This is a genomic window from Oceanicola sp. S124, assembly GCF_000220565.1.
GTDB lineage: Bacteria > Pseudomonadota > Alphaproteobacteria > Rhodobacterales > Rhodobacteraceae > Pseudooceanicola.
In genome coordinates this window covers 1-20,226 of the sequence record NZ_AFPM01000170.1, presented here as the reverse complement: position 1 = coordinate 20,226, position 20,226 = coordinate 1, and the positions used below count along the sequence as shown (strand labels likewise).

General features: G+C 68.7%; 18 protein-coding genes and 1 pseudogene. 15 read left to right on the top strand and 4 right to left on the bottom strand.

The window, feature by feature from the left end; translation table 11 throughout:
* Nucleotides 1-232 precede the first annotated feature (232 nt).
* The 14 genes from ruvC (at nt 233) to OS124_RS0111930 (ending at nt 13,171) form a co-directional block, all read left to right on the top strand.
* Nucleotides 233-760, top strand: a complete 528-nt coding sequence (gene ruvC / locus OS124_RS0111995) for a crossover junction endodeoxyribonuclease RuvC (protein WP_010139888.1) — start codon at nt 233-235, stop codon at nt 758-760.
* Nucleotides 757-1,428: a Holliday junction branch migration protein RuvA gene (gene ruvA / locus OS124_RS0111990; RefSeq protein WP_010139887.1), complete on the top strand. Its 672-nt coding sequence runs from the start codon at nt 757-759 to the stop codon at nt 1,426-1,428. The genes ruvC and ruvA overlap by 4 nt, the downstream gene beginning before the upstream one ends.
* Nucleotides 1,429-1,470: 42 nt before the next feature.
* A complete protein-coding gene (gene ruvB, locus OS124_RS0111985) occupies nt 1,471-2,514 on the top strand; it encodes a Holliday junction branch migration DNA helicase RuvB (protein ID WP_010139886.1) in 1,044 nt (347 codons plus the stop codon).
* A gap of 29 nt (nt 2,515-2,543) precedes the next feature.
* Nucleotides 2,544-3,191 carry a hypothetical protein gene (locus tag OS124_RS0111980; protein ID WP_010139885.1) on the top strand — a complete coding sequence of 216 codons (648 nt, stop codon included), beginning with the start codon at nt 2,544-2,546 and terminating at the stop codon, nt 3,189-3,191.
* A 31-nt stretch (nt 3,192-3,222) separates the two neighbouring features.
* Nucleotides 3,223-3,612 carry a tol-pal system-associated acyl-CoA thioesterase gene (ybgC, locus tag OS124_RS0111975; protein WP_010139884.1) on the top strand — a complete coding sequence of 130 codons (390 nt, stop codon included), beginning with the start codon at nt 3,223-3,225 and terminating at the stop codon, nt 3,610-3,612.
* Nucleotides 3,613-3,745: 133 nt separating this feature from the next.
* Nucleotides 3,746-4,441, top strand: a complete 696-nt coding sequence (gene tolQ, locus OS124_RS0111970; protein ID WP_010139883.1) for a protein TolQ — start codon at nt 3,746-3,748, stop codon at nt 4,439-4,441.
* 3 nt (nt 4,442-4,444) lie between these two features.
* Nucleotides 4,445-4,915, top strand: a complete 471-nt coding sequence (gene tolR / locus OS124_RS0111965; RefSeq protein WP_010139882.1) for a protein TolR — start codon at nt 4,445-4,447, stop codon at nt 4,913-4,915.
* Nucleotides 4,916-4,924: 9 nt separating this feature from the next.
* On the top strand, nt 4,925-6,082 hold the full coding sequence (locus OS124_RS27465) for a hypothetical protein (protein WP_010139880.1): 1,158 nt from the start codon (nt 4,925-4,927) through the stop codon (nt 6,080-6,082).
* A gap of 56 nt (nt 6,083-6,138) precedes the next feature.
* A complete protein-coding gene (gene tolB, locus OS124_RS0111955; RefSeq protein WP_050900866.1) occupies nt 6,139-7,419 on the top strand; it encodes a Tol-Pal system beta propeller repeat protein TolB in 1,281 nt (426 codons plus the stop codon).
* 111 nt (nt 7,420-7,530) lie between these two features.
* Entirely contained in the window at nt 7,531-8,052 is a 522-nt protein-coding gene (pal, locus tag OS124_RS0111950; RefSeq protein WP_010139878.1) for a peptidoglycan-associated lipoprotein Pal, read from the top strand.
* Nucleotides 8,053-8,184: 132 nt separating this feature from the next.
* Complete coding sequence (locus tag OS124_RS0111945; protein ID WP_010139877.1) at nt 8,185-9,087, top strand: tetratricopeptide repeat protein; 903 nt, start codon at nt 8,185-8,187, stop codon at nt 9,085-9,087.
* A gap of 14 nt (nt 9,088-9,101) precedes the next feature.
* Complete coding sequence (tilS, locus tag OS124_RS0111940) at nt 9,102-10,370, top strand: tRNA lysidine(34) synthetase TilS (RefSeq protein WP_010139876.1); 1,269 nt, start codon at nt 9,102-9,104, stop codon at nt 10,368-10,370.
* 114 nt (nt 10,371-10,484) lie between these two features.
* Nucleotides 10,485-12,365, top strand: a complete 1,881-nt coding sequence (gene ftsH, locus OS124_RS0111935) for an ATP-dependent zinc metalloprotease FtsH (protein ID WP_010139875.1) — start codon at nt 10,485-10,487, stop codon at nt 12,363-12,365.
* A 197-nt stretch (nt 12,366-12,562) separates the two neighbouring features.
* On the top strand, nt 12,563-13,171 hold the full coding sequence (locus OS124_RS0111930; RefSeq protein ID WP_010139874.1) for an MOSC domain-containing protein: 609 nt from the start codon (nt 12,563-12,565) through the stop codon (nt 13,169-13,171).
* 1,110 nt (nt 13,172-14,281) lie between these two features.
* Here the strand turns inward: OS124_RS0111930 and pdeM are convergent.
* The 4 genes and pseudogenes from pdeM to OS124_RS24495 form a co-directional block, all read right to left on the bottom strand.
* Nucleotides 14,282-14,932 carry a ligase-associated DNA damage response endonuclease PdeM gene (gene pdeM / locus OS124_RS0111925; RefSeq protein ID WP_010139873.1) on the bottom strand — a complete coding sequence of 217 codons (651 nt, stop codon included), beginning with the start codon at nt 14,930-14,932 and terminating at the stop codon, nt 14,282-14,284.
* Between the two features lie 270 nt (nt 14,933-15,202).
* A pseudogene (locus OS124_RS24500) lies at nt 15,203-17,600 on the bottom strand (ligase-associated DNA damage response DEXH box helicase).
* 51 nt (nt 17,601-17,651) lie between these two features.
* Nucleotides 17,652-18,275, bottom strand: coding sequence for a GNAT family N-acetyltransferase (locus OS124_RS0111915; RefSeq protein WP_010139872.1), 624 nt, complete (start codon nt 18,273-18,275; stop codon nt 17,652-17,654).
* A 63-nt stretch (nt 18,276-18,338) separates the two neighbouring features.
* Nucleotides 18,339-18,983 (bottom strand): MarR family winged helix-turn-helix transcriptional regulator, encoded by a 645-nt coding sequence (locus OS124_RS24495; protein WP_138919514.1) that lies wholly within the window; start codon nt 18,981-18,983, stop codon nt 18,339-18,341.
* 114 nt (nt 18,984-19,097) lie between these two features.
* Here OS124_RS24495 and OS124_RS0111905 point away from each other — a divergent pair.
* Nucleotides 19,098-20,226: MFS transporter (locus OS124_RS0111905; RefSeq protein ID WP_237708108.1), on the top strand; the 1,129-nt coding region annotated here is incomplete at its 3' end.

Sequence of the window (20,226 nt, the reverse complement as noted above, 5' to 3'; positions counted from 1 at the left end):
ATGCAATTTCTGCATGTCTCGAAAATCATCACAAATCTTTCTCAGGCTGCATGAATTTCCGTGACAAACGGGTCGCGACATGGGGCCGAAAGGTCGGATTCGGCGCTCGGGGGCAGGTGAAAGGGCCTGCGGTCGGGGTCCGGATCGCCTCTTGGCTGATGTTCCCCTTTCGTGCTAGTCCTGTCGAAGCCCCGGAAAAATCCCGGGGAGGCGTGGCGGAAAGGGCGGACAGATGCGGATTCTCGGGATCGACCCCGGTTTGCAGAACCTTGGCTGGGGCGTGATTCGCGTCGATGGCAGCCGGATCTCGCATCTCGGCAACGGCACCTGCCATGGCAGTGGCACGGCGCTGGCCCAGCGTTTGCTGGCGCTGCATGACCAGCTTTGTGCCGTGTTCGAGGAATTCAAACCCGATGCCGCCGCCGTCGAGCATGTCTTCGTCAACCGCGACGGGGCGGGGACGCTGAAGCTGGGGCAGGCGCGCGGTGTCGCGCTGCTGGTGCCCGCGCGTTTCGGTCTGGAGGTTGGCGAATACGCCCCGAACCAGATCAAGAAGACCGTGGTCGGTGTCGGCCATGCGGACAAGAAGCAGATCCAGCACATGGTGAAGATGCAACTTCCGGGGGTGGAGTTCGCCGGCCCCGATGCGGCGGATGCGCTGGCGGTGGCGATCTGTCATGCACGGCACGCAGGGTCGTCCCTTGCACAGCTTCTCAAGACACAGGCCCCGGTGGGCAAGGGCCTCAGGGTGAAGGCATGATCGGCAAGATTTCCGGACGGATCGACTTCAAGGCGCTGGATCACGTGCTGATCGACGTGCGCGGCGTCGGCTATATCGTCTACTGTTCCGACCGTACCCTGGCCACGCTGCCCGGTCCGGGCGAGGCGGTGGCGCTCTATACCGACCTCGTGGTGCGCGAGGACCTGCTGCAACTCTTCGGTTTCCCCACGATGGTGGAAAAGGAATGGCACCGGCTGCTGACTTCGGTGCAGGGGGTGGGGGCCAAGGCCTCTCTGGCGATCCTCGGTGCGCTTGGCCCTGACGGGGTGGGGCGCGCCATCGCGCTTGGCGACTGGGGGGCGGTCAAGGCCGCCAAGGGCGTCGGCCCGAAGATCGCGCAGCGCGTGGTGGCCGAGCTGAAGGACAAGGCCCCGGCCGTCATGGCCATGGGGGGCGGCGCGGCCACGCCCGATCCGCTGCCCGATGAGCCGGTGATCGAGACGCCGACCCCGCAGCGGGCGGCCCCAAAGGCGCCGGCCAGGCCGGCGGCCAACGTGCAGGGCGATGCGCTCTCGGCGCTGGCGAACCTCGGGTATCAGCCCTCGGAGGCTGCCGCCGCCGTGGCCCGGGCGCTGACCGACGAGCCCGAGCTGGACATGTCCGGCCTGATCCGCGCCGCGCTGCGGCTGCTGGCTCCGAAGGACTGAGCCGTCTTGCGGCGCGGCCCCGCGGGGCGATAGGACAGAGACATGAGCGAACCCGATCCCACCCTGCGCCCGGCCCCGCTGCCCGAGGATGCCGCCGCCGATACCCGCGCGCTGCGCCCGCAGGAGCTGGACGCCTTCATCGGCCAGGCCGAGGCGCGGGCCAACCTGAAGGTCTTCATCCAATCCGCCCGCCAGCGCGGCGAGGCGATGGACCACACGCTGTTTCACGGGCCCCCCGGCCTCGGCAAGACGACGCTGGCGCAGATCATGGCGCGCGAGCTGGGGGTGAACTTCCGCATGACCTCGGGGCCGGTGCTGGCCAAGGCGGGCGATCTGGCGGCGATCCTGACCAACCTCGAGGCCCGGGACGTGCTGTTCATCGACGAGATCCACCGGATGAACCCCGCTGTCGAAGAGGTGCTCTATCCGGCGATGGAGGACTTCGAGCTGGATCTGGTGATCGGCGAGGGCCCTGCCGCCCGGACGGTGCGGATCGAGCTGCAGCCCTTCACGCTGGTCGGCGCCACGACGCGCCTTGGCCTGCTGACCACGCCGCTGCGCGACCGCTTCGGCATCCCGACCCGGCTGCAGTTCTACACCATCGAAGAACTGGACGAGATCGTCACCCGCAACGCCCGCCTGCTGGGTGCGCCTGCCGATCCGGCCGGTTCGCTGGAAATCGCCCGCCGGGCCCGTGGCACGCCCCGGATCGCCGGGCGGCTCCTGCGCCGGGTGGTGGATTTCGCCGTGGTCGAGGGCGACGGCACGATCTCCCGGGCACTGGCCGACCGGGCGCTGACCCGTCTGGGCGTGGACGAGCTGGGCCTTGATGGCGCGGACCGGCGCTACCTCAGGATGATCGGCGAAGGCTACGGCGGCGGCCCGGTGGGGATCGAGACCCTGGCGGCGGCGCTTTCGGAAAGTCGCGACGCGCTGGAAGAGGTGATCGAGCCCTACCTGTTGCAACAGGCGCTGGTTCAGCGTACCCCCCGCGGCCGAATGCTGGCGCCGCGGGCCTGGGGGCATCTGGGCCTCGCCGAGCCGCGCCGCGCACCCGAGGCGGGGCCGGACCTGTTCGGCAAGTAGCCCCGCGCACCGCAAGGACAGGAGACGTCATGGCCAATATCGCCCCGGCACCCGAAGAGGTCGAAGCGCTGTTCACCGACGGCGCCGGCGCCTTCCGTTTCGCCCGCTGGTCGCGGCCCATCGTGCCGGTGGTCTTCGGCGCGACCGATGACAGCCTGCCGCCGCTGAAGGGCGCGATGGAGACGGTGGTCCTGGCCGCCGGTCACAAGATGGCCGAGACAGACCCCGAGTTCGGCGCCAACCTGATGATCTTCTTCATGCAGGACTGGCAAGAGCTGGCGGATGTCCCCGACATGGACAAGCTGGTGCCCGGTCTCGACAGGCTGGTGCCCCGCCTGCAGGCCGAGGACGCCGACCAGTACCGCTTCTTCCGTTTCGCCGAGGACAATTCGATCAAGGCGGGGTTCGTCTTCCTGCGGATGCAGGGCGCGCTGTCGCAGATGCCCGCCGCCGATCTGGGGATGGAGCAGATGCTGAAGTCCATGCTGCTCTGGGGGCCCTCGGCCTTCGCGGGCCGCTCGGCGCTGGCGCAGGCCGAGGGGCAGGGGCCGGCGCTGCTGCGTCCCGATCTCGCCGCCGTGCTGCGGGCGGGCTACGATCCGGTGCTGCCCGCCTTCTCGCAGGATCCGGTGCTGGCGCTGCGGCTGTCGGCGCGGGCGGGGCAGCTGTTCAACTGAGGACCGGCGGGCGGTCCGGGGAAGGGGCGAGATGCACACATTCGATCTGCGGGTCTACTATGAAGACACCGACCTTGCCGGCATCGTCTATTATGCCAACTACCTGCGTTTCATCGAGCGGGCGCGCAGCGAATGGGTGCGCGACCTCGGCATCGACCAGCGGCAGATGAAGGACGCAACGGGCGCGGTCTTCGCGGTCCGGAGGATCGAGGCGGATTACCTGCGCCCGGCGCGTTTCGACGACCTGCTGCGCGTCGAAACCTCGCTCGGCAAGGTCAGCCCGGCGCGGCTCGAGCTGCAACAGGTCGTGCTGCGCGGCGAAGAACGCCTCTTCGTGGCGCAGGTCACGCTGGTCGCGCTGGACGGGCAGGGGGCTCCGACGCGGCTTCCGGCGGTTATCCGCCAATTGCCGGTAGGATAACCGGCGGCTCTGCCCCGCGCTCACGGGAACGAAAAGCCTTTGTCATTGGCGTTTGGCGGGGATCTGCGCTAAGTTCGCGCTCGAATGGTCGCGAAAGACGGCCCTCTTGAGAACGAGAGCACAGAGCAGACAGATGGATACCTCCACCCTCGCGACCGCGCAGGAGATCGATTTCTCCATGCTGGGCCTTTTTGCCCAGGCCACCTTCACCGTCAAGCTGGTCATGCTGGCGCTGATCCTTGCCTCCTTCTGGTCCTGGTCGATCACCATCCAGAAGGTGCTGGCCTATCGCGCCGCCCGCCGCGAGGCCGCGCAGTTCGACCGCGCCTTCTGGTCGGGCGAGCCGCTGGACGAGCTTTACGACGAGATCGGCCCCGATCCCTCGGGCCGCAGCGAGCGGATCTTCGCGGCCGGCATGACCGAGTGGCGGCGCAGCTACCGTGGCGATGGCCAGATGATCGCGGGGGCGCAGGCGCGCATCGACCGCTCGATGGACGTGGCGATCGCGAAAGAGGCCGAAAGCCTGCAATCCGGCCTGCCGGTGCTGGCCACCGTCGGTTCCACCGCGCCCTTCGTCGGCCTGTTCGGCACGGTCTGGGGCATCATGCACGCCTTCATCGGCATCGCCGAGAGCCAGAACACCAACCTGGCCGTCGTGGCGCCGGGCATTGCCGAGGCGCTTCTGGCCACCGCGCTTGGCCTGCTGGCCGCCATCCCGGCGGTGATCTTCTACAACAAGCTGTCCTCGGATGCGGATCGGCTGGTCGGCGGATACGAGGCCTTCGCCGACGAGTTCGCCACCATCCTCGGCCGCCAGCTGGAGGCCTGAGCCATGGGTGCCGGTGTCATCGGAAAGGGCGGCGGCGGGGGCCGCAGGGGGCGTCGTCACGGCGGCCGTGCCCGTCCCATGTCGGAAATCAACGTGACCCCCTTCGTGGACGTCATGCTGGTGCTGCTGATCATCTTCATGGTCGCCGCGCCTCTGATGGTCGTCGGCGTGCCGGTCGAACTGCCCAAGACCCAGGCCACGGCCCTTCCGACCGAGGCGGAAGAGCCGCTGACCGTGACCCTGACCGCCGAGGGCGTGATCCTGATCCAGACCACCGAAACCGCACCGGGAGAGCTGGTCGACAAGCTGCGCGCCATTGCCGCCGAGCGCGACTCGACCCGGATCTACCTGCGCGCCGACGGGGCGGTCTCCTATGACCAGGTGATGCAGGTCATGGGCGCGCTGAACCGGGGGGGCTTCACCAATATCGGCCTGGTGACCGACACTGTCGATCGCGCCGGGGAGGCCGGCTAGGCCGGGCCCATGCACGCAGGTCATGTCATATCCGGGACAGCGCATGTCGGGCTGATTGCCTGGCTGTTCCTTGGCGGGCTGTTCGCCCCCGATCCGGAGCAGGCGCAGGTCAGCCCGGTGACGCTGATCACCTCAGAGGAATTCGCCGAGTTGCAGCAGGCCAGCCAGTCGCCTGCCGCCGAGGTCGAGACCGCGCAGCCCGAGGCCCCCACGCCCGAGCCCGAGGCGCCCGCGCCGCCGGAACCCGAAGCCCCCACGCCGGAGCCCGAGCCGCAGCCCCGGCCTGAACCGGCGCCCGCACCCGAACCGGCGCCCGAACCTGCGCCGGAACCGGAACCCGCGCCGCTGCCGCCGGTGACCGGCGCCGACGAGGCACCCCAGGTGCCCCCGGCGTCCGAACAGGTGCAGGGCCCCGACCGTCCCGACCTGCCGCCCAGCCCCGAGGCGGCGCCCCGTGTCGCGCCCGAGCCGGTGCAGCGGCCCGAGGAAGACGTGGCCGTGGATGTCGAGACCCGTCCCGAGGTCGTGCCCTCGGACGAGCCCGCCGAGGTGCAGCAGGACGAGCAGCCCCCGGCTGCGCCCGAGGAAAGCACCACCGAGATCGTGACCGAGGCCGACCGGCCCTCGGGGGCGCCGACCTCTTCCGTGCGCCCCAAAACCCGTCCGCAGCGCGTCGCCGAGGCGCCCGAGCCCGCAGAGGCCCCGGAAACGCCACGCCAGCAGGCCGCGCAGCAGCCTAACCCGGAGCCCGAGCCGCAGCAGAACAACGATGCCATCGACCAGGCGTTGTCCGAAGCGCTCGGCGGCGGTGAACCTGCCGAAACGCCGCGTCCCGCCGGCCCGCCGCTCTCGGCGAGCGAGCGCGAGGGCCTGCGGCTGGCCGTGCAGAACTGCTGGGTGGTCGATCCGGGATCACCGGCGGCACAGGTGGTGGTGACGCTGTCCTTTTCCCTCGACCGTGACGGACAGGTGCAGCAGTCTACATTGGAAATGGTCAGCGCGCGCGGCGGCGATGCCTCGGCCCAGCGGTCGGCCTTCGACGCGGCGCGGCGGGCAGTCCTGCGCTGCAGCGCACAACTCGGCGGCTTCAAGCTGCCGCAGGAGAAATACGACCAGTGGCGCGACATCGAAATGACATTCAACCCGGAGAACATGCGGAACCTGTGATGAGACATCTTGCCCTTCCCATTCTTCCCGCCCTCTGCGTGGCGCTTGCCGGCCTGATGGCCGCTCCGGCGCCCGCCGTCGCGCAATCCGGTCCCCTGCGCATCGAGATCACCGAAGGGGTGATCGAACCGATGCCCATTGCGGTGCCCAACTTCGTGCCCGAGGGCGGCGAGGCCGGGCAGCTGGCCAGCCAGATCAGCCGCGTGGTGGTCGATGACCTGATCGGCACCGGCCTGTTCCGCGAGATCCCGCCCTCGGCCCATATCGGCTCGATCACCTCTTTCGCCAGCCCGGTGCAATATGCCGACTGGAAGGCGATCAACGCCGATGCGCTGATCACCGGCGCGGTGTCGGTGCAGGGGGGGCAGGTCAACGTGAAGTTCCGCCTGCATGATGTCTTCGCGGGGCAGGAGATGGGCGCGGGCCTGCAGTTCACGGGCACCGAGGCCGGCTGGCGCCGCATGGCCCACAAGGTCGCCGATGCCGTCTATTCCCGCATCACCGGCGAGGATCCCTATTTCGACAGCCGCGCGGTCTTCGTTGCCGAGGACGGCCCCAAGGATGCCCGCCGCAAGCGGCTGGCGATCATGGACTACGACGGCGCCAATGCGCAGTTCCTGACTGACAGCTCTTCGATCGTGCTGGCGCCGCGCTTCTCGCCCACGGGCGACCGGGTGCTCTATACCAGCTACGAGACCGGGCGGCCGCAGATCTACGTGCTGGACGTGGCCTCGGTCGGGCGGCGGGTGCTGGACACCGGGTCGGGCGACATGGCCTTCTCGCCGCGGTTCGCGCCCGATGGCCGCACCGTGATCTATTCGCTGACCCAAGGCAGCAATACCGACATCTACCGCATGGACCTGGCCACCGGACAGAGCGTGCGGCTGACCGATGCCGCCTCGATCGAGACCGCGCCCAGCTTCTCGCCCGATGGGTCGCGCATCGTCTTCGAAAGCGACCGGTCTGGGACGCAGCAGCTTTACATCATGCCCGCGACGGGCGGCGAGGCGCAGCGGATCTCCTTCGGCGAGGGGCGCTACGGCACCCCGGTCTGGTCGCCGCGCGGTGACCTGGTGGCCTTCACCAAGCAGTCCAAGGGGCGCTTCCACATCGGCGTGATGCGCACCGACGGCTCGGGCGAGCGCCTGCTGACCGCCTCGTTCCTCGACGAGGGGCCCAGCTGGTCGCCGAACGGACGGGTGATCATGTTCGCCCGCGAGACCCAGGGCGAGCAGGGCGCCTCGTCGCTTTACACCGTCGATATCACGGGCCGGAACCTGAAGCGGGTCGATACGCCCTCCGGCGCCTCGGATCCCGCCTGGGGCCCGCTGCAGTGACGCGCCCGGGCATCACTTGCCCGGGGATCTGCCCACCGGTGCGCGCCGAGCCGTGCTTGCCCGCCGCGCTCTGGATACTATAGGTTCAAACCAACATATGAGGCCTTCCGCATGACCTACCTGGCAAAAGCCATCCTTCTTTCCGCCACCCTCGGACTCGGTCTGGCGGGCTGCAGTTCGATGAGCCCCAACCGTTTCGACAACGTGACCAACCTCAACGGCGCCGGTGCCGGTGGCGCCGGCACCGGGACGGCCTCGGATCCGGCCTCGCCGGCCTATTTCCAGCAGAGCGTGGGCGACCGGGTCCTGTTCTACGTCGACCAGTCGACCCTGAACCCCGAAGCCCGGCTGACCCTTGATCAACAGGCCCGCTGGCTGATCGCCAACCGCGACTACCAGGCCCGCATCGAAGGCCATGCGGACGAACAGGGCACGCGCGAGTACAACCTTGCCCTCGGCGCGCGCCGGGCCAATGCGGTCAAGGACTACCTGGTTGCCCAGGGCGTGCCGGACTACCGCCTGAGCACCATCAGCTACGGCAAGGAGCGCCCGATCGAGATCTGCTCGGAAGAGGCCTGCTACGCCAAGAACCGTCGCGCCGTGACCGTGCTGCAGGCCGGCGCGGGCATGTGATCCGTCGCCGGGCGGCCGTTTCGGCGGGCGCCCGGCAGCCATGACCCCTCTTGGGCGCCGGGACAGCGCCGGGGAGACGCGGGCGCCGGTCGGGGCCCGAAGCGGCCTCGGGCCGCAGCGAAGGGAGACCGAATGCGAATTCTGATGACCTCCGGGGCGGGTCTGCCGCGCCGCATGACCCGGCTGGCCGCAGGCTGCAGCCTGGCCCTGATGCTGCTTGCCGCGCCGCTGAGCCAGCCCGCCGTCGCGCAGGATCAGGCCGCCACGCTGGCCGACATCCGCCAGCAGCTGACGGTGCTGAACGTCGAGATCCAGGGGCTGAAGCGAGAGCTCTCGACCACCGGCGCGCCGTCGCAACTGGCGACGGGCGGCAGCCAGCTTGACCGCGTCAATGCCATCGAGGCCGAGATGCGCCGCCTGATTTCCCATACCGAAGAGCTTGAGCACCGCATCGACCGCGTGGTCAGCGACGGCACCAACCGCATCTCGGACCTGGAGTTCCGCCTGGTCGAGCTGGAAGGCGGCGATCTCAGCAAGCTGGGCGAGACCAGCACCCTGGGCGGCGGCACGCTGCCGCAGCAGTCCGGCGGCCTCACCAGCGCCGCGCCGCTGCCTTCGGCCCCGGTCGAGGGGGGCAGCGCCCCGCAGCTGGCGATCAGCGAACAGGCCGATTTCCAGGCTGCCGCCGACAAGCTGGCGCAGAGCGATTTCACCGGCGCCCTGACCGCCTACGAGACCTTCAAGGCGACCTACCCGGGCAGCCCGCTGTCGCCCGCCGCCGACCTGGGCCGGGGCCGGGCACTGGAGGGGCAGGGTGACGTGAAGACCGCCGCCCGAGCCTACCTGGATGCCTTCTCGGCCGCGCCGAAGGGCGACACGGCGCCGGAATCGCTCTATCGGCTGGGCGTCTTGCTGGGCAAGCTTGGCCAGCAGTCGGAATCCTGCGTGACCCTTGGCGAGGTCGGCAACCGCTTCCCCGCTTCGGACTGGGCCAGCCAGGCCGCACAGGCGCGCATCGGCCAGGGGTGCAGCTGACCGCCTAGACCGCGATGACCTCCTCCTCTTCCCTCCTGTCCGAGATCGTGGCCGGGCATTTCCTGCCCGGTCCGGCCGAGGAAATCGGCCTGGCGGTTTCGGGCGGCGGGGACTCTCTGGCGCTGCTCTACCTGATGGCCGAGATCGTCCAGGGCAGTGACCTGACCCTGCGCGCCGTCACCGTCGATCACGGCCTGCGCCCCGAAGCCGCAGAGGAGGCCGCCATGGTCGGGCGGCACGCCGCTACTCTCGGTGTGCCGCACGAGGTGCTTCGCTGGGAGGGCTGGCAGGGCGAGGGCAACCTGCAGGACCAGGCCCGGCGGGCGCGCTACGACCTGCTTGGTGCCTGGGCGCGCGGGCATGGCATCCGCCAGGTGGCGCTTGGACATACCGCCGACGACCAGGCCGAGACCTTCCTGATGCGCCTGTCCCGCGCCTCGGGGGTGGACGGGCTGTCGGGGATGGCGGTGCGCCGCCGCATTGGCCCGGTAACCTTTGTCCGCCCGCTGCTGGAGGCGCGCCGCAGTTGCCTGCGCGCCTATCTGACCGGGCGCGGGGCAAGCTGGATCGACGACCCCTCCAACGAGGACACCCGGTTCGAGAGGGTCCGGGCCCGCCAGGCGCTTGCGGCCCTCGCGCCGCTCGGGGTGACCACCCAGGCCATTGCCGACACCGCCCGTAACCTCGCCTCGGTCCGCTCGACCCTGGGCTGGTACGCCTTTTCTGAGGCGCAGCGGCTGGTCAGCGCTGAGGCCGGTGACCTCGTGCTGTCGCGCGCGGGCTTCCGGGTGCTGCAACCCGAGATCGCCCGGCGGATCCTCTCGCAGGCGCTGCTCTGGGTCTCGGGCAGCGACTACCCGCCGCGTCGCCGCACCCTTGCGCTGGCGCTGGAGGCGGTGCGTTCGGGCACCGGCATGACGCTGCATGGCTGCCTGGTCTTGGTCACCCCGCGGGAGATTCGCGTCAGCCGGGAGTTCTCGGCTGTCGAGAGCGCCTGTTGCGGCCCGGCAGAGCTGTGGGATGGCCGCTGGCGCCTGCGACCGCCCGGCGCTGGCGCGCTGGTCGAGGCCGGCGCGGAGGTGCGTGCCCTGGGCGAGGCGGGCCTTGCCCAATGCGCCGACTGGCGGGGCGGCGGGCTGCCCTACAGGTCCCTGCTGGGCTATCCTTCGGTCTGGCTGGGTGATAGGCTGCTCTCTGCGCCCCATGCGGGCTACGGCCGTGGATGGGCCGCCGAGCTGACCCGGGACGAGGACGCCTTTCACGCCGCTCTGCTGGCGCATTGAACCCGCGGCGATCAAGCTTATTTAATCCCGGACGCCCTTATGCTAGGCGCATGACGAGTAAGATCTAGGGGAGACCTTTCGTGGGCACCGCAAAAAAACCTCGCCTTCTGGGCTGTGCTGCTGCTGCTGATCGTGGCGCTGTTCAACCTGTTCGGCGGTTCGAACACGGCTCTGCAGAGCCAGTCCCGGCCCTATTCGCAATTCGTGCAGGAGGTCGATGACGGTTTCGTTACCTCCGTCACGCTGGATGGCGAAAAAGTTCTCTACCGCGGTTCCGACGGCAAGGATTACGTGACCATCAAGCCCTCGGATGCCGAGATCACCAGCCAGCTGATCGCCGACAACATCCCGGTGACAGCCAAGAGCCAGGAAGAGAACGGCTTCCAGGCCTTCATCATCTCGCTGCTGCCGATCCTGCTGCTGATCGGCGTGTGGATCTATTTCATGAACCGCATGCAGGGCGGCGGGAAGGGCGGGGCCATGGGCTTTGGCAAGTCCCGTGCCAAGCTGCTGACGGAAAAGCAGGGCCGCGTGACCTTCGACGATGTCGCAGGCATCGACGAGGCCAAGGAAGAACTGGAAGAGATCGTCGAATTCCTGCGCAACCCGCAGAAGTTCAGCCGTCTCGGCGGCAAGATCCCCAAGGGTGCGCTGCTGGTGGGCCCTCCGGGCACGGGTAAGACGCTGCTGGCCCGCGCCATCGCGGGTGAGGCGGGCGTGCCCTTCTTCACCATCTCGGGTTCCGACTTCGTGGAAATGTTCGTCGGTGTGGGCGCAAGCCGCGTCCGCGACATGTTCGAGCAGGCCAAGAAGAATGCCCCCTGCATCGTCTTCATCGACGAGATCGACGCCGTCGGGCGCCATCGTGGCGCGGGCTACGGCGGCGGCAACGACGAGCGCGAGCAGACCCTCAACCAGCTGCTGGTCGAGATGGACGGTTTCGAGGCCAACGAGGGCGTGATCATCGTCGCCGCGACCAACCGGCGCGACGTGCTGGACCCCGCGCTGCTGCGTCCGGGCCGCTTTGACCGTCAGGTCACGGTGCCGAACCCCGACATCAAGGGCCGCGAGAAGATCCTGGGCGTGCATGCCCGGAAAACCCCGCTGGGCCCTGATGTCGACCTGCGCATCATCGCGCGCGGCAGCCCCGGCTTCTCGGGTGCCGACCTCGCCAACCTGGTGAACGAGGCCGCCCTCATGGCTGCCCGTGTCGGTCGCCGCTTCGTGACCATGGTCGATTTCGAGAACGCCAAGGACAAGATCATGATGGGCGCGGAACGCCGCTCCATGGTGATGACTCCGGCGCAGAAGGAAATGACCGCCTACCACGAGGCCGGCCACGCTATCGTCGGCCTGACGCTGCCCAAGTGCGATCCGGTCTACAAGGCCACCATCATCCCCCGCGGCCAGGCCCTGGGCATGGTGATGTCGCTGCCGGAAATGGACCAGCTGAACTACTTCAAGGACGAGCTGGAAGAGAAGATCGCGATGACCATGGCCGGCAAGGCCGCCGAGATCATCAAGTACGGCGAAGAGCATGTGTCGAATGGCCCCTCGGGCGACATCATGCAGGCCTCCAACCTGGCGCGTGCGATGGTCATGCGGTGGGGTATGTCCGACAAGGTCGGCAACATCGATTACCAGGAGGCCGCAGAGGCCTTCCGCGGTGGCGGTGCCGGTGGCTTCTCGATCTCGGCCCAGACCAAGGAGCTGATCGAGACCGAGGTCAAGCGGATCATCGACGAGGGCTACCAGGAAGCCCGCCGCATCCTGACCGAGCGCAACGAGGAATGGGAACGGCTGGCCCAGGGCCTGCTGGAATACGAGACCCTGACCGGCGCCGAGATCGAACGGGTGATCCGGGGCGAGCCGCCCCACGCTGACCCGGACGAGGACGACAAGCCCGATGCGGGCTCGGCCCCCTCGGTCGCGGCGATCCCGAAGACCAAGCCGAAGCCGAAGCCCGGCGGGATGGAGCCGGAACCCTCGGCCTGATCCGACGAAACCAGATGCGAGAAGAGGCCGGGGCAACGCCCTGGCCTTTTCCTTTTCTTTCCTTCCTGTTGCCGGCCGTTGCGCGCAGGAAGTCCTTCAGGTCATCGCCGGCCGGGCGCTTTCGGCTTGCCCTCGGCGCCTCGGGCGGGGAACCTGCCGCCAGACCCGGATCGGCACAGACCCCACAGGAGACCCCCATGCCCGCGCTCATCGCCACCAAGTTCACCGGACGCATCACCTGGCTCGGCACCGTGCCGGACCGCGCGGCGGGTCTGCCCTCGCTGCCTTTGCAAAGCCTGCGCGCCGGGTTCGACGGCCCCGAGGGCGAAGACCACGGCGGGCTGACACGACCCTCCTGCTCGCGGGTGCTGACGCAGTATCCCCGCGATACCGAGATCCGCAATGTGCGCCAGTTCTCGGTGATCTCGGCCGAGGAGCTGGCCGAGATCGCCCGCGCCATGGGGGTCGGGAGCCTGGATCCCGCCCTGCTGGGCAGCACGATGGTGATCGAGGGGATTCCGGACTTCAGCCATATCCCGCCCTCGTCCCGGCTGCAGGCCGCCTCCGGGGCGACGCTGACCGTCGACATGGAAAACCGGCCCTGCCAGCTTCCCGCGCGCGAGATCGAGAAGGTGCAGCCCGGTCACGGCAAGCTGTTCAAGTCGGCGGCGAAGGGGCGGCGCGGCGTCACCGCCTGGGTCGAGCGCGAGGGAACCTTCTCGGTCGGAGAGGAGGTGCGGCTGCATGTCCCCTCCCAGCCCGCATGGGCGCATATGGAGGCGGCACTGGAGGGCGCCAAAGCCTGACCCGGAAACAGAAAGACCCGGACCGAGGGTCCGGGCCTTCCGAGGTAAACGTGCCGGGCTGCGCGGGGAGGGCGCAACCCGGCGGGGGGACGTCAGCCGAGCAGCGCGACGGCCAGGGCGACCGTGGCGGCGAAGCTCGGGAACACGACGAGGGCAGCGGATCTCATTTCATCTCTCCTTGGCAGCTTGGGAGGTATCGTCCGTTATGGGGAATTAACGGCGCATGACGGCAGAAAGTTCCCGGCGTCTTTTGCACAAGCTTTATTTTTGCGCCAGTAGGGGATACCCTACCGTATCGAACACCTGCCATGCCGCGCCTGCATGGCAGGAGTGTCAGCCGTCCTTCCTCTGTAATTCGTAGCCCTCCGCGCGCTGGCAACCTGCCTTGCAAGACGGGCGCTTGGGATCTCATCCGCGGGGGGGGGAGGGCTTCGTGACAGCCTGCGAGCGCCCGACTGGGCAGAGCGGCGCTTGGTCGAACAGCCTGGGGCCCTGCGCGGGTCGTGGCCAGAGCAAGCAGTCCATTGCCCACGAGGGTTCGGAGCCTCGTGCAGGGCATCCCAGGTGATACTGAGGACGGCACTCGGGTAGCAAGCGACCGGAGAGACGGCAGTCTGTGCCAGCTTCTCGATCTGCATGTCCCCTCCGGCCAGGTGTCGCGGGCGCGAGAGACCTGCAGGGCTCCGCACGGCGCGGCCTTGTACCCGGGAGAGCCACATGGACTGGGCACAGGATCTCGTCGGTCAGCCACGCTCTGCCAGGTTCGAGGCGATCAGTCCCACGGCCAGGCGCGGGATGGCGGGAATGTTTTTGGATACGCTCGCGTTTGGTCCAGGCATGGATAGTGGAACTCGGCCGAAGGGACACTGCCGGACAATCAGATGGCCTGATTGTGATATTCGAACATTCCCGCCCCGGCCTGTCCAAGCCCGGCGCACATGAACTTTTCGGATCATCCATATGACAACCAAACAGGCCTTCCAGACTTGCCAACGCCCGATGGTTGATGAAGTACATCAGGGATTCCCTTTTTGCGGACTCCGCCTCCATGACCCGTAATCTGCACCGACCGCGCGAAAAGGTTTGTAAAGTGAAATCGCCTGCCTGTCCTCAGCGGGGCATTGGGATGGGGCGGGCCACCTCTCCGGTCAGGATGGCGACGGCCTGCGGGCCCATGAGATCGGCCAGCACGGAGGCATCGCTGCGCAGCCCTCCGGTATAGGTGCCGAAGGCGGGCAGGATCAGCCGGGCAGCATCGAGCAGGAAGGCCGGGCGCCAGCGACCGCGCAGGCCGGCCTTGGGGTGATAATGCCCCGAGACCTCGCCCTGCGCGCCGGATTCGGCGATATGGCGGAGGGTGAGCGGTCCGAGAGACAGCTCGGCCAGATGCTCTCCGCCAAGATCGACGGGGCCCGGATCGTGGTTGCCCTCTATCCAGATCCAGCGCCGCCCCGCTTGCAGGGTGGCGATCCAGAGCCGGTCCTTCGGAGGCAGCGCGCGGGCTGCGGCATCGTCATCGAAACTGTCGCCGAGGCAGACCACGGTCTCGGCCCCGGTCAGCGCCAGCGCCTCCTCGAGCCGGGTCAGGGTGTCCTGTGTCTCATAGGGGGGCAGGGGGGAGAGCGCCCGCCGCGCCACCCGCTCGGCCTTGCCGAGGTGCAGGTCCGAAACGCAAAGCAGAGCTTGCGCGGGCCAGTAGAGGGCCCCGGATGGCAGGGCCAGCAGCTCGGCTCCGGCAAGGGTGAAGGCGTAACCGTCCATGGCAGGGGTCTTGCCAAGCGGTGGCGGCGAAGACAAGGGGCCCGGAGAGAATGGGGCTCTGCCCCCCGCCGCCTGCGGCGCCTCCCCCCGAAGTACTTTCAGCCTGGTGATGATGCAGGCGGGGACAGTCCGGGTGGCCGACTTTCGCAGTGAGGGCTTGCACGCTCTCGATGGCAGAAGGAGGCCGCCCTGCTGTCGAAACCAGCATCATCACCAGGCTGAAAATACTCCCGCCGGAGGCATCGGCCGTCAGGCCGACCCTGCAAGGGATCAGGCGAGGCCCGCCTCCTGCATGAGGCGCTCTGCCTCGGCTTCCTCAAGGCGGGCGCGACCCTCGCCCTCGACCGGCACCTTGCCGACCTCGAGGAAGAGCGGCGCGGCCAGCGGAGTGACGCGGGGCAGGGCGAGGTGGTCGATGCCGCTGATCCGGTCCAGCATCTCTTCGATGCGGCCGAAATCGACGAGGCCGCGCATCGCCTCTTCGCGGGTGACCTGCATCAGTAGGTGGTCGGGGTCGTAGCGGTGCAGGGTGTCGTAGAGGATGTCCGACGAGAACGTCGCCTGCCGCCCGGACTTGCGGGCCTGGGGCGTCACCCGGTTGATCAACCCGGCGATGGTGGCCGAGGCGCGGAAGGTGCGTTTCATCACCGCGTTACCGGCCAGCCAGCCCTCGAGCCCCTCGCGGAGGGCGGTGCGGTCGAAGAGCGGGCCCGGGTCGCTCACCGCGTCCAGGCCCCAGATCAGCGTGGCGTAGTCGGTGGCGACGAAGCCGAGGGGGGCGAGGCCCATCTCCTCCATTCGCTTGGTCAGCAGCAGGCCGAGCGTCTGCATCGCGTTGCGGCCGGCAAAGCCATAGGCGACGAGGTGCTGGCGCCCGTCATGGGGGAAGCTCTCGACCAGCAGCCGCCCCGGCTGGGGCAGGCGCGAGACCTCGCGTTGCAGCGCCAGCCACTCGGCGGTGGCGGCGGGCAGTTCGGGCCAGCTGTCCTGTTGGAACATGCGCAGGATGCGGTGCGACAGCTGGGTCGAGGTGGCGAACTTGGTGCCCGAGAAGACGGCGACCTTGGGCTTGCGGCCCGGATCGCGGGAAACCTCGACGGTCAGCTCGCGCAGTCCCTCGTAGCGCACGATGCGTCCGCCGATCAGGAAGGTGTCGCCGGGGGTGAGGCTGGCGGCGAAGCCCTCTTCGACCTCGCCGAGCGCCCGCCCGCCGCCGCGCTTCATTCGCACCTTCAGCGTGTCGCTGTCCTGGATCGTGCCGATGTTCATGCGGATCAGCTGGGCCGCGCGGGGATCGCGCAGCTGCCACTGGCCGTCGGGGCGCTGCTTCAGACGCTGCCACTGGTCGTAGCTGCGCAGGGTGTAGCCGCCGGTGGCGACGAACTCGAGGCAGGCGTCGTAGTCCGGGCGGGTGAGGTCGGCGTAGGGGCCGGCCGAGGTGACCTCGGAATAAAGCGCATCGGGGTCGATGGGCCCCGAGCAGGCGGCGATCAGGATCTGCTGGCAGAGCACGTCCCTGGGGCCCGGTCCGCGCGGGTCGCCGTCGAGGTCGTTGTCCTTCACCGCCTCCAGGGCGGCGACGCATTCGACGACCTCGAAGCGGTTGGCGGGCACCAGCAGCGCCTTCGAGGGCGCGTTGTAGCGATGGTTCGCCCGCCCGATCCGCTGCACCAGCCGCTTGACGTTCTTCGGAGCGCCGACCTGGATCACCAGGTCCACGTCGCCCCAGTCGATCCCGAGGTCCAGCGAGCCGGTGCAGACCACGGCGCGCAGCCGCCCCTGCACCATGGCCTTTTCCACCCTCTCGCGTTGCTGGCGGTCGAGGCTGCCGTGGTGGATGCCGATCGGCAGGCCCTCGTCGTTGGCCATCCAGAGGGTGTGGAAGAAGATCTCGGCCTGGGCGCGGGTGTTGTGGAAGATCAGCGTGATGCGGTGGCGACGGATCTGCTCCAGCACCTCGGGGATGGCATAGGCGCCGCCGCCGCCGGACCAGGGCGGGGCGGCCTCGGTCTGCAGCATCGAGATGTCGGGTTCGGGGCCCGGATCAGCCTGCAGGATGGTGCAGGGATCAGGGTGGCGGGCGAGGAAATGTGCCGAGGGCTGGCGGATCCTCGACCGTGGCCGAGAGGCCGACGCGGCGCAATCCCGGGCAGAGCCGGTCGAGCCGCGCCAGCGCCAGCATCAGCTGATCGCCGCGCTTGCTTTCGGCCAGGGCGTGGATCTCATCCACGACCACGCGCTTCAGCCCGGCGAAGATGCGCGGCGCGTCCTCGTAGCTGAGCAGCAGGGCGAGGCTTTCCGGCGTGGTCAGCAGGATATGCGGCGGGTCGGCACGCTGGCGGCGCTTGACGGTGTAGGAGGTGTCGCCGGTGCGGTCCTCGATGCGGATCGGCAGAGCCATCTCTTCGACCGGGGTCCAGAGGTTGCGGCGGATGTCGGCGGCCAGGGCCTTCAGTGGCGAGATATAGAGCGTATGCAGGCCCTTGTGGGCGCCATCGGCCAGTTCGACCAGCGTCGGCAGGAAGCCGGCCAGCGTCTTGCCGCCCCCGGTGGGCGCGATCAGCAGCAGCGCGGACTCGTCCTTGCGCGCCAGCATCTCCTGCTGGTGCGGGTGTGTCTGCCAGCCGCGCTTGGCGAACCAGTCGGGGAAGGGTGCGGGAAGGGTCATGCCATCAGAGATAGGCGCAGGCCCGGGGCTTGGCGAGGCCCGGGCGGGCGCTCAAATGTCCTGACCCATCCAGTAGGTGCCGGGGGCGGGGCCGGTCAGCGCCTCGGGCAGGGGGGCAAAGCCGCACCTGGCCCAGAAGGCCTGACCGCCGGGATTGGCGAGGTTGACGCCCACGTGCAGCCCCCGGACACCTGCGGCCCGGGCAGCCTCGCACCAGCGCTCGAACAGGGCGCGGCCCATGCCGTGGCCCTGCAGGCGGGGCAGGATGTTCATGTGCATATGGGCGGGGTAGCGGGCGACCACACCCTCGGGCGCCGGTATCGGCGCATGGATGAAGGCGGCGCGGGCCTGCGGCGGCGTACGATCCGCGGGCGCGATCCCGGTGGGGGCAGGGTAGAGGGCACGACGGTCGGGCCACCACTCGGCCTCCAGCCGGGCTTCCCAGGCGCGGGTGTCGGGGGTGCCCGAGACATAGCCGGCAACGCCTTCATCGTCTTCGGCGACAAAGACCAGGTCGGGTTGCAGCACGCCATAAGGGACCGAGTAGATCTCTCCCATCAGGCGGGGCGCTTCGGCATAGAGCGCGCTGGCATCGCGGCCCGCATCGCCGGTCTTGAGGCAGATCCGGTAGAGCGCATCGAGGTCTCGGGGCGCATAGGGGCGCAACTGCGGCATGTCTTGGTCCTCCTGTCGTCCCGCGGGGGGACGGCAGGAGCTAGGAGGCCTGGGCGGGGAAGGTCAACCCTGATCCTCGTCGACCGCTTTCAGCTGACTGCGCAGGGCGTCGATTGTCGGGGCGAAACGGGCCTGATCCTTCTGCGCCGCCTCCTCGGACCAGGTCGAGAAGCGGTCGAGCAGGGGGACGAAGCGGTCGACCTCCTCGCTGTCCCAGTTCTTGATGTAGTCGCCGAGGATCATGAACTTCAGTGTCCGCACCGCCTCGACCGTCAGGCGGCCCTTGTCGGTCAGCTCGACAATGGTGCGGCGGGCGTCCTGCTGGCTGACGCCGCGCCTGAGATAGCCCTGCCCGATGAGGTCCGAGACCAGCCGCGAGGCGCGCGAGGGGTCGATCGACAGGCGGCAGGCGATGGTCGAGACCATGGTTTCGCCCTCGTCGGCGCCGAACTCGTTGATCGGGGCGCTGGTGGCCATGAGCACGTCGAGCTTGGGCAGGTCGATGTCCAGCTCCAGGCGTTCCAGGGCCATCTTGCCCAGCTCGCGGCGGCCGACGCGGCGGCGCCACTTCTGCAGCACGGCGTCGATGGCCAGCGCATGACGCGTGGCGCTCTCGGGGATGCCCGCTTCGGCAAGAAGTGCGGCCAGATCCTCTTCTCGAATGGCTATTGCTCTACCCTCCGTCCGGCATTTGCGTGCCGTTGACATGTATTTGCGCGCTGCATATATAGGTGCCAATCCAGTTTATCAAGGCGTGCGCGGCTCTGTCACCTGTTCCCGTCGGGGCCGCACGGACGCCGGACATACAAGAGCCAGACCGTCATGAGTACCCCTTCCGAAGGCGCAAAGATGGCGCCGATTTCAGCAGCCGGCGAAGGCGCTGGCGTGCCGGACCCCGCCCTGCGCCGCGTCGTGATGATTACCGTGGCGCTGACGCTCTTCCTGGCCTCGACCGGGCAGAGCATCGTGGCCACCGCCCTTCCCGAGATCGTCAGCGATCTGGGGGGCTTGAGCTATATCACCTGGGTCGTCACGGCCTACCTGCTGGCCTCGACGATCGGCGCGCCGATCGCGGGCAAGCTGGGCGACATGTACGGCCGAAAGATCGTGCTGCAATGCGCCATCGGCATCTTCCTGGTCGGCGGCTGGATCGCCGGTGCGGCCTGGAACATGCCGATGCTGGTGCTTGGCCGGGTGGTGCAGGGGTTCGGCGGCGGCTCGCTGATCGTGGTCTCGATGGCCGTGGTGGCCGACCTGCTGCCCCCGCGCGAACGCGCCAAGGCGCAGGGCATGCTGTCGGGCGTCTTCGGCGTCTCGACCGTGCTGGGGCCGCTGGTCGGCGGCTTCCTGGTGCAGACCGTGGGCTGGCACTGGATCTTCTTCGTCAACATCCCCTTCGGCATTGCCGCCTTTGCCGTGCTGACCCGCACGCTGAAGTCCCGCGACGATCACATGAAGCACAGGATGGACTACCTGGGCGCGGTGCTGCTGATGCTGCTGCTGTCCTCCATCGTGCTGGTGGCGACGCTGGGCGGCTCGACCCTGGCCTGGGGATCCACGCCGATGGCGGTGCTGCTTGCCACCGTCGCCCTGTCTCTGGCGGGCTTCATTTGGGCCGAGGCCCATGCCGCCGAGCCGGTGCTGCCGCTGCCCCTGTTCCGCATCCGCAACTTCGTCGCGGCCAATGGCGTCAACCTGCTGATCGGCATGGCGATGTTCGGCACGATCTCGTTCATCCCGATGTTCCTGCAGGTGGTGAAGGGCGTGCCCCCGGCGGAAAGCGGTCTCTACATGATCGCGATGATGGCCGGGCTGATATCGCTGTCGTTCACGGCGGGGCGGGTGATGACCTATACGGGCCGCTACAAGTTCCTGCCCAATGTCTCGACCGTGGTGCTGGCGGTGGCGCTGCTGGCGCTCTCGACCGTCGGGCCGGACACGCCGCTGTGGC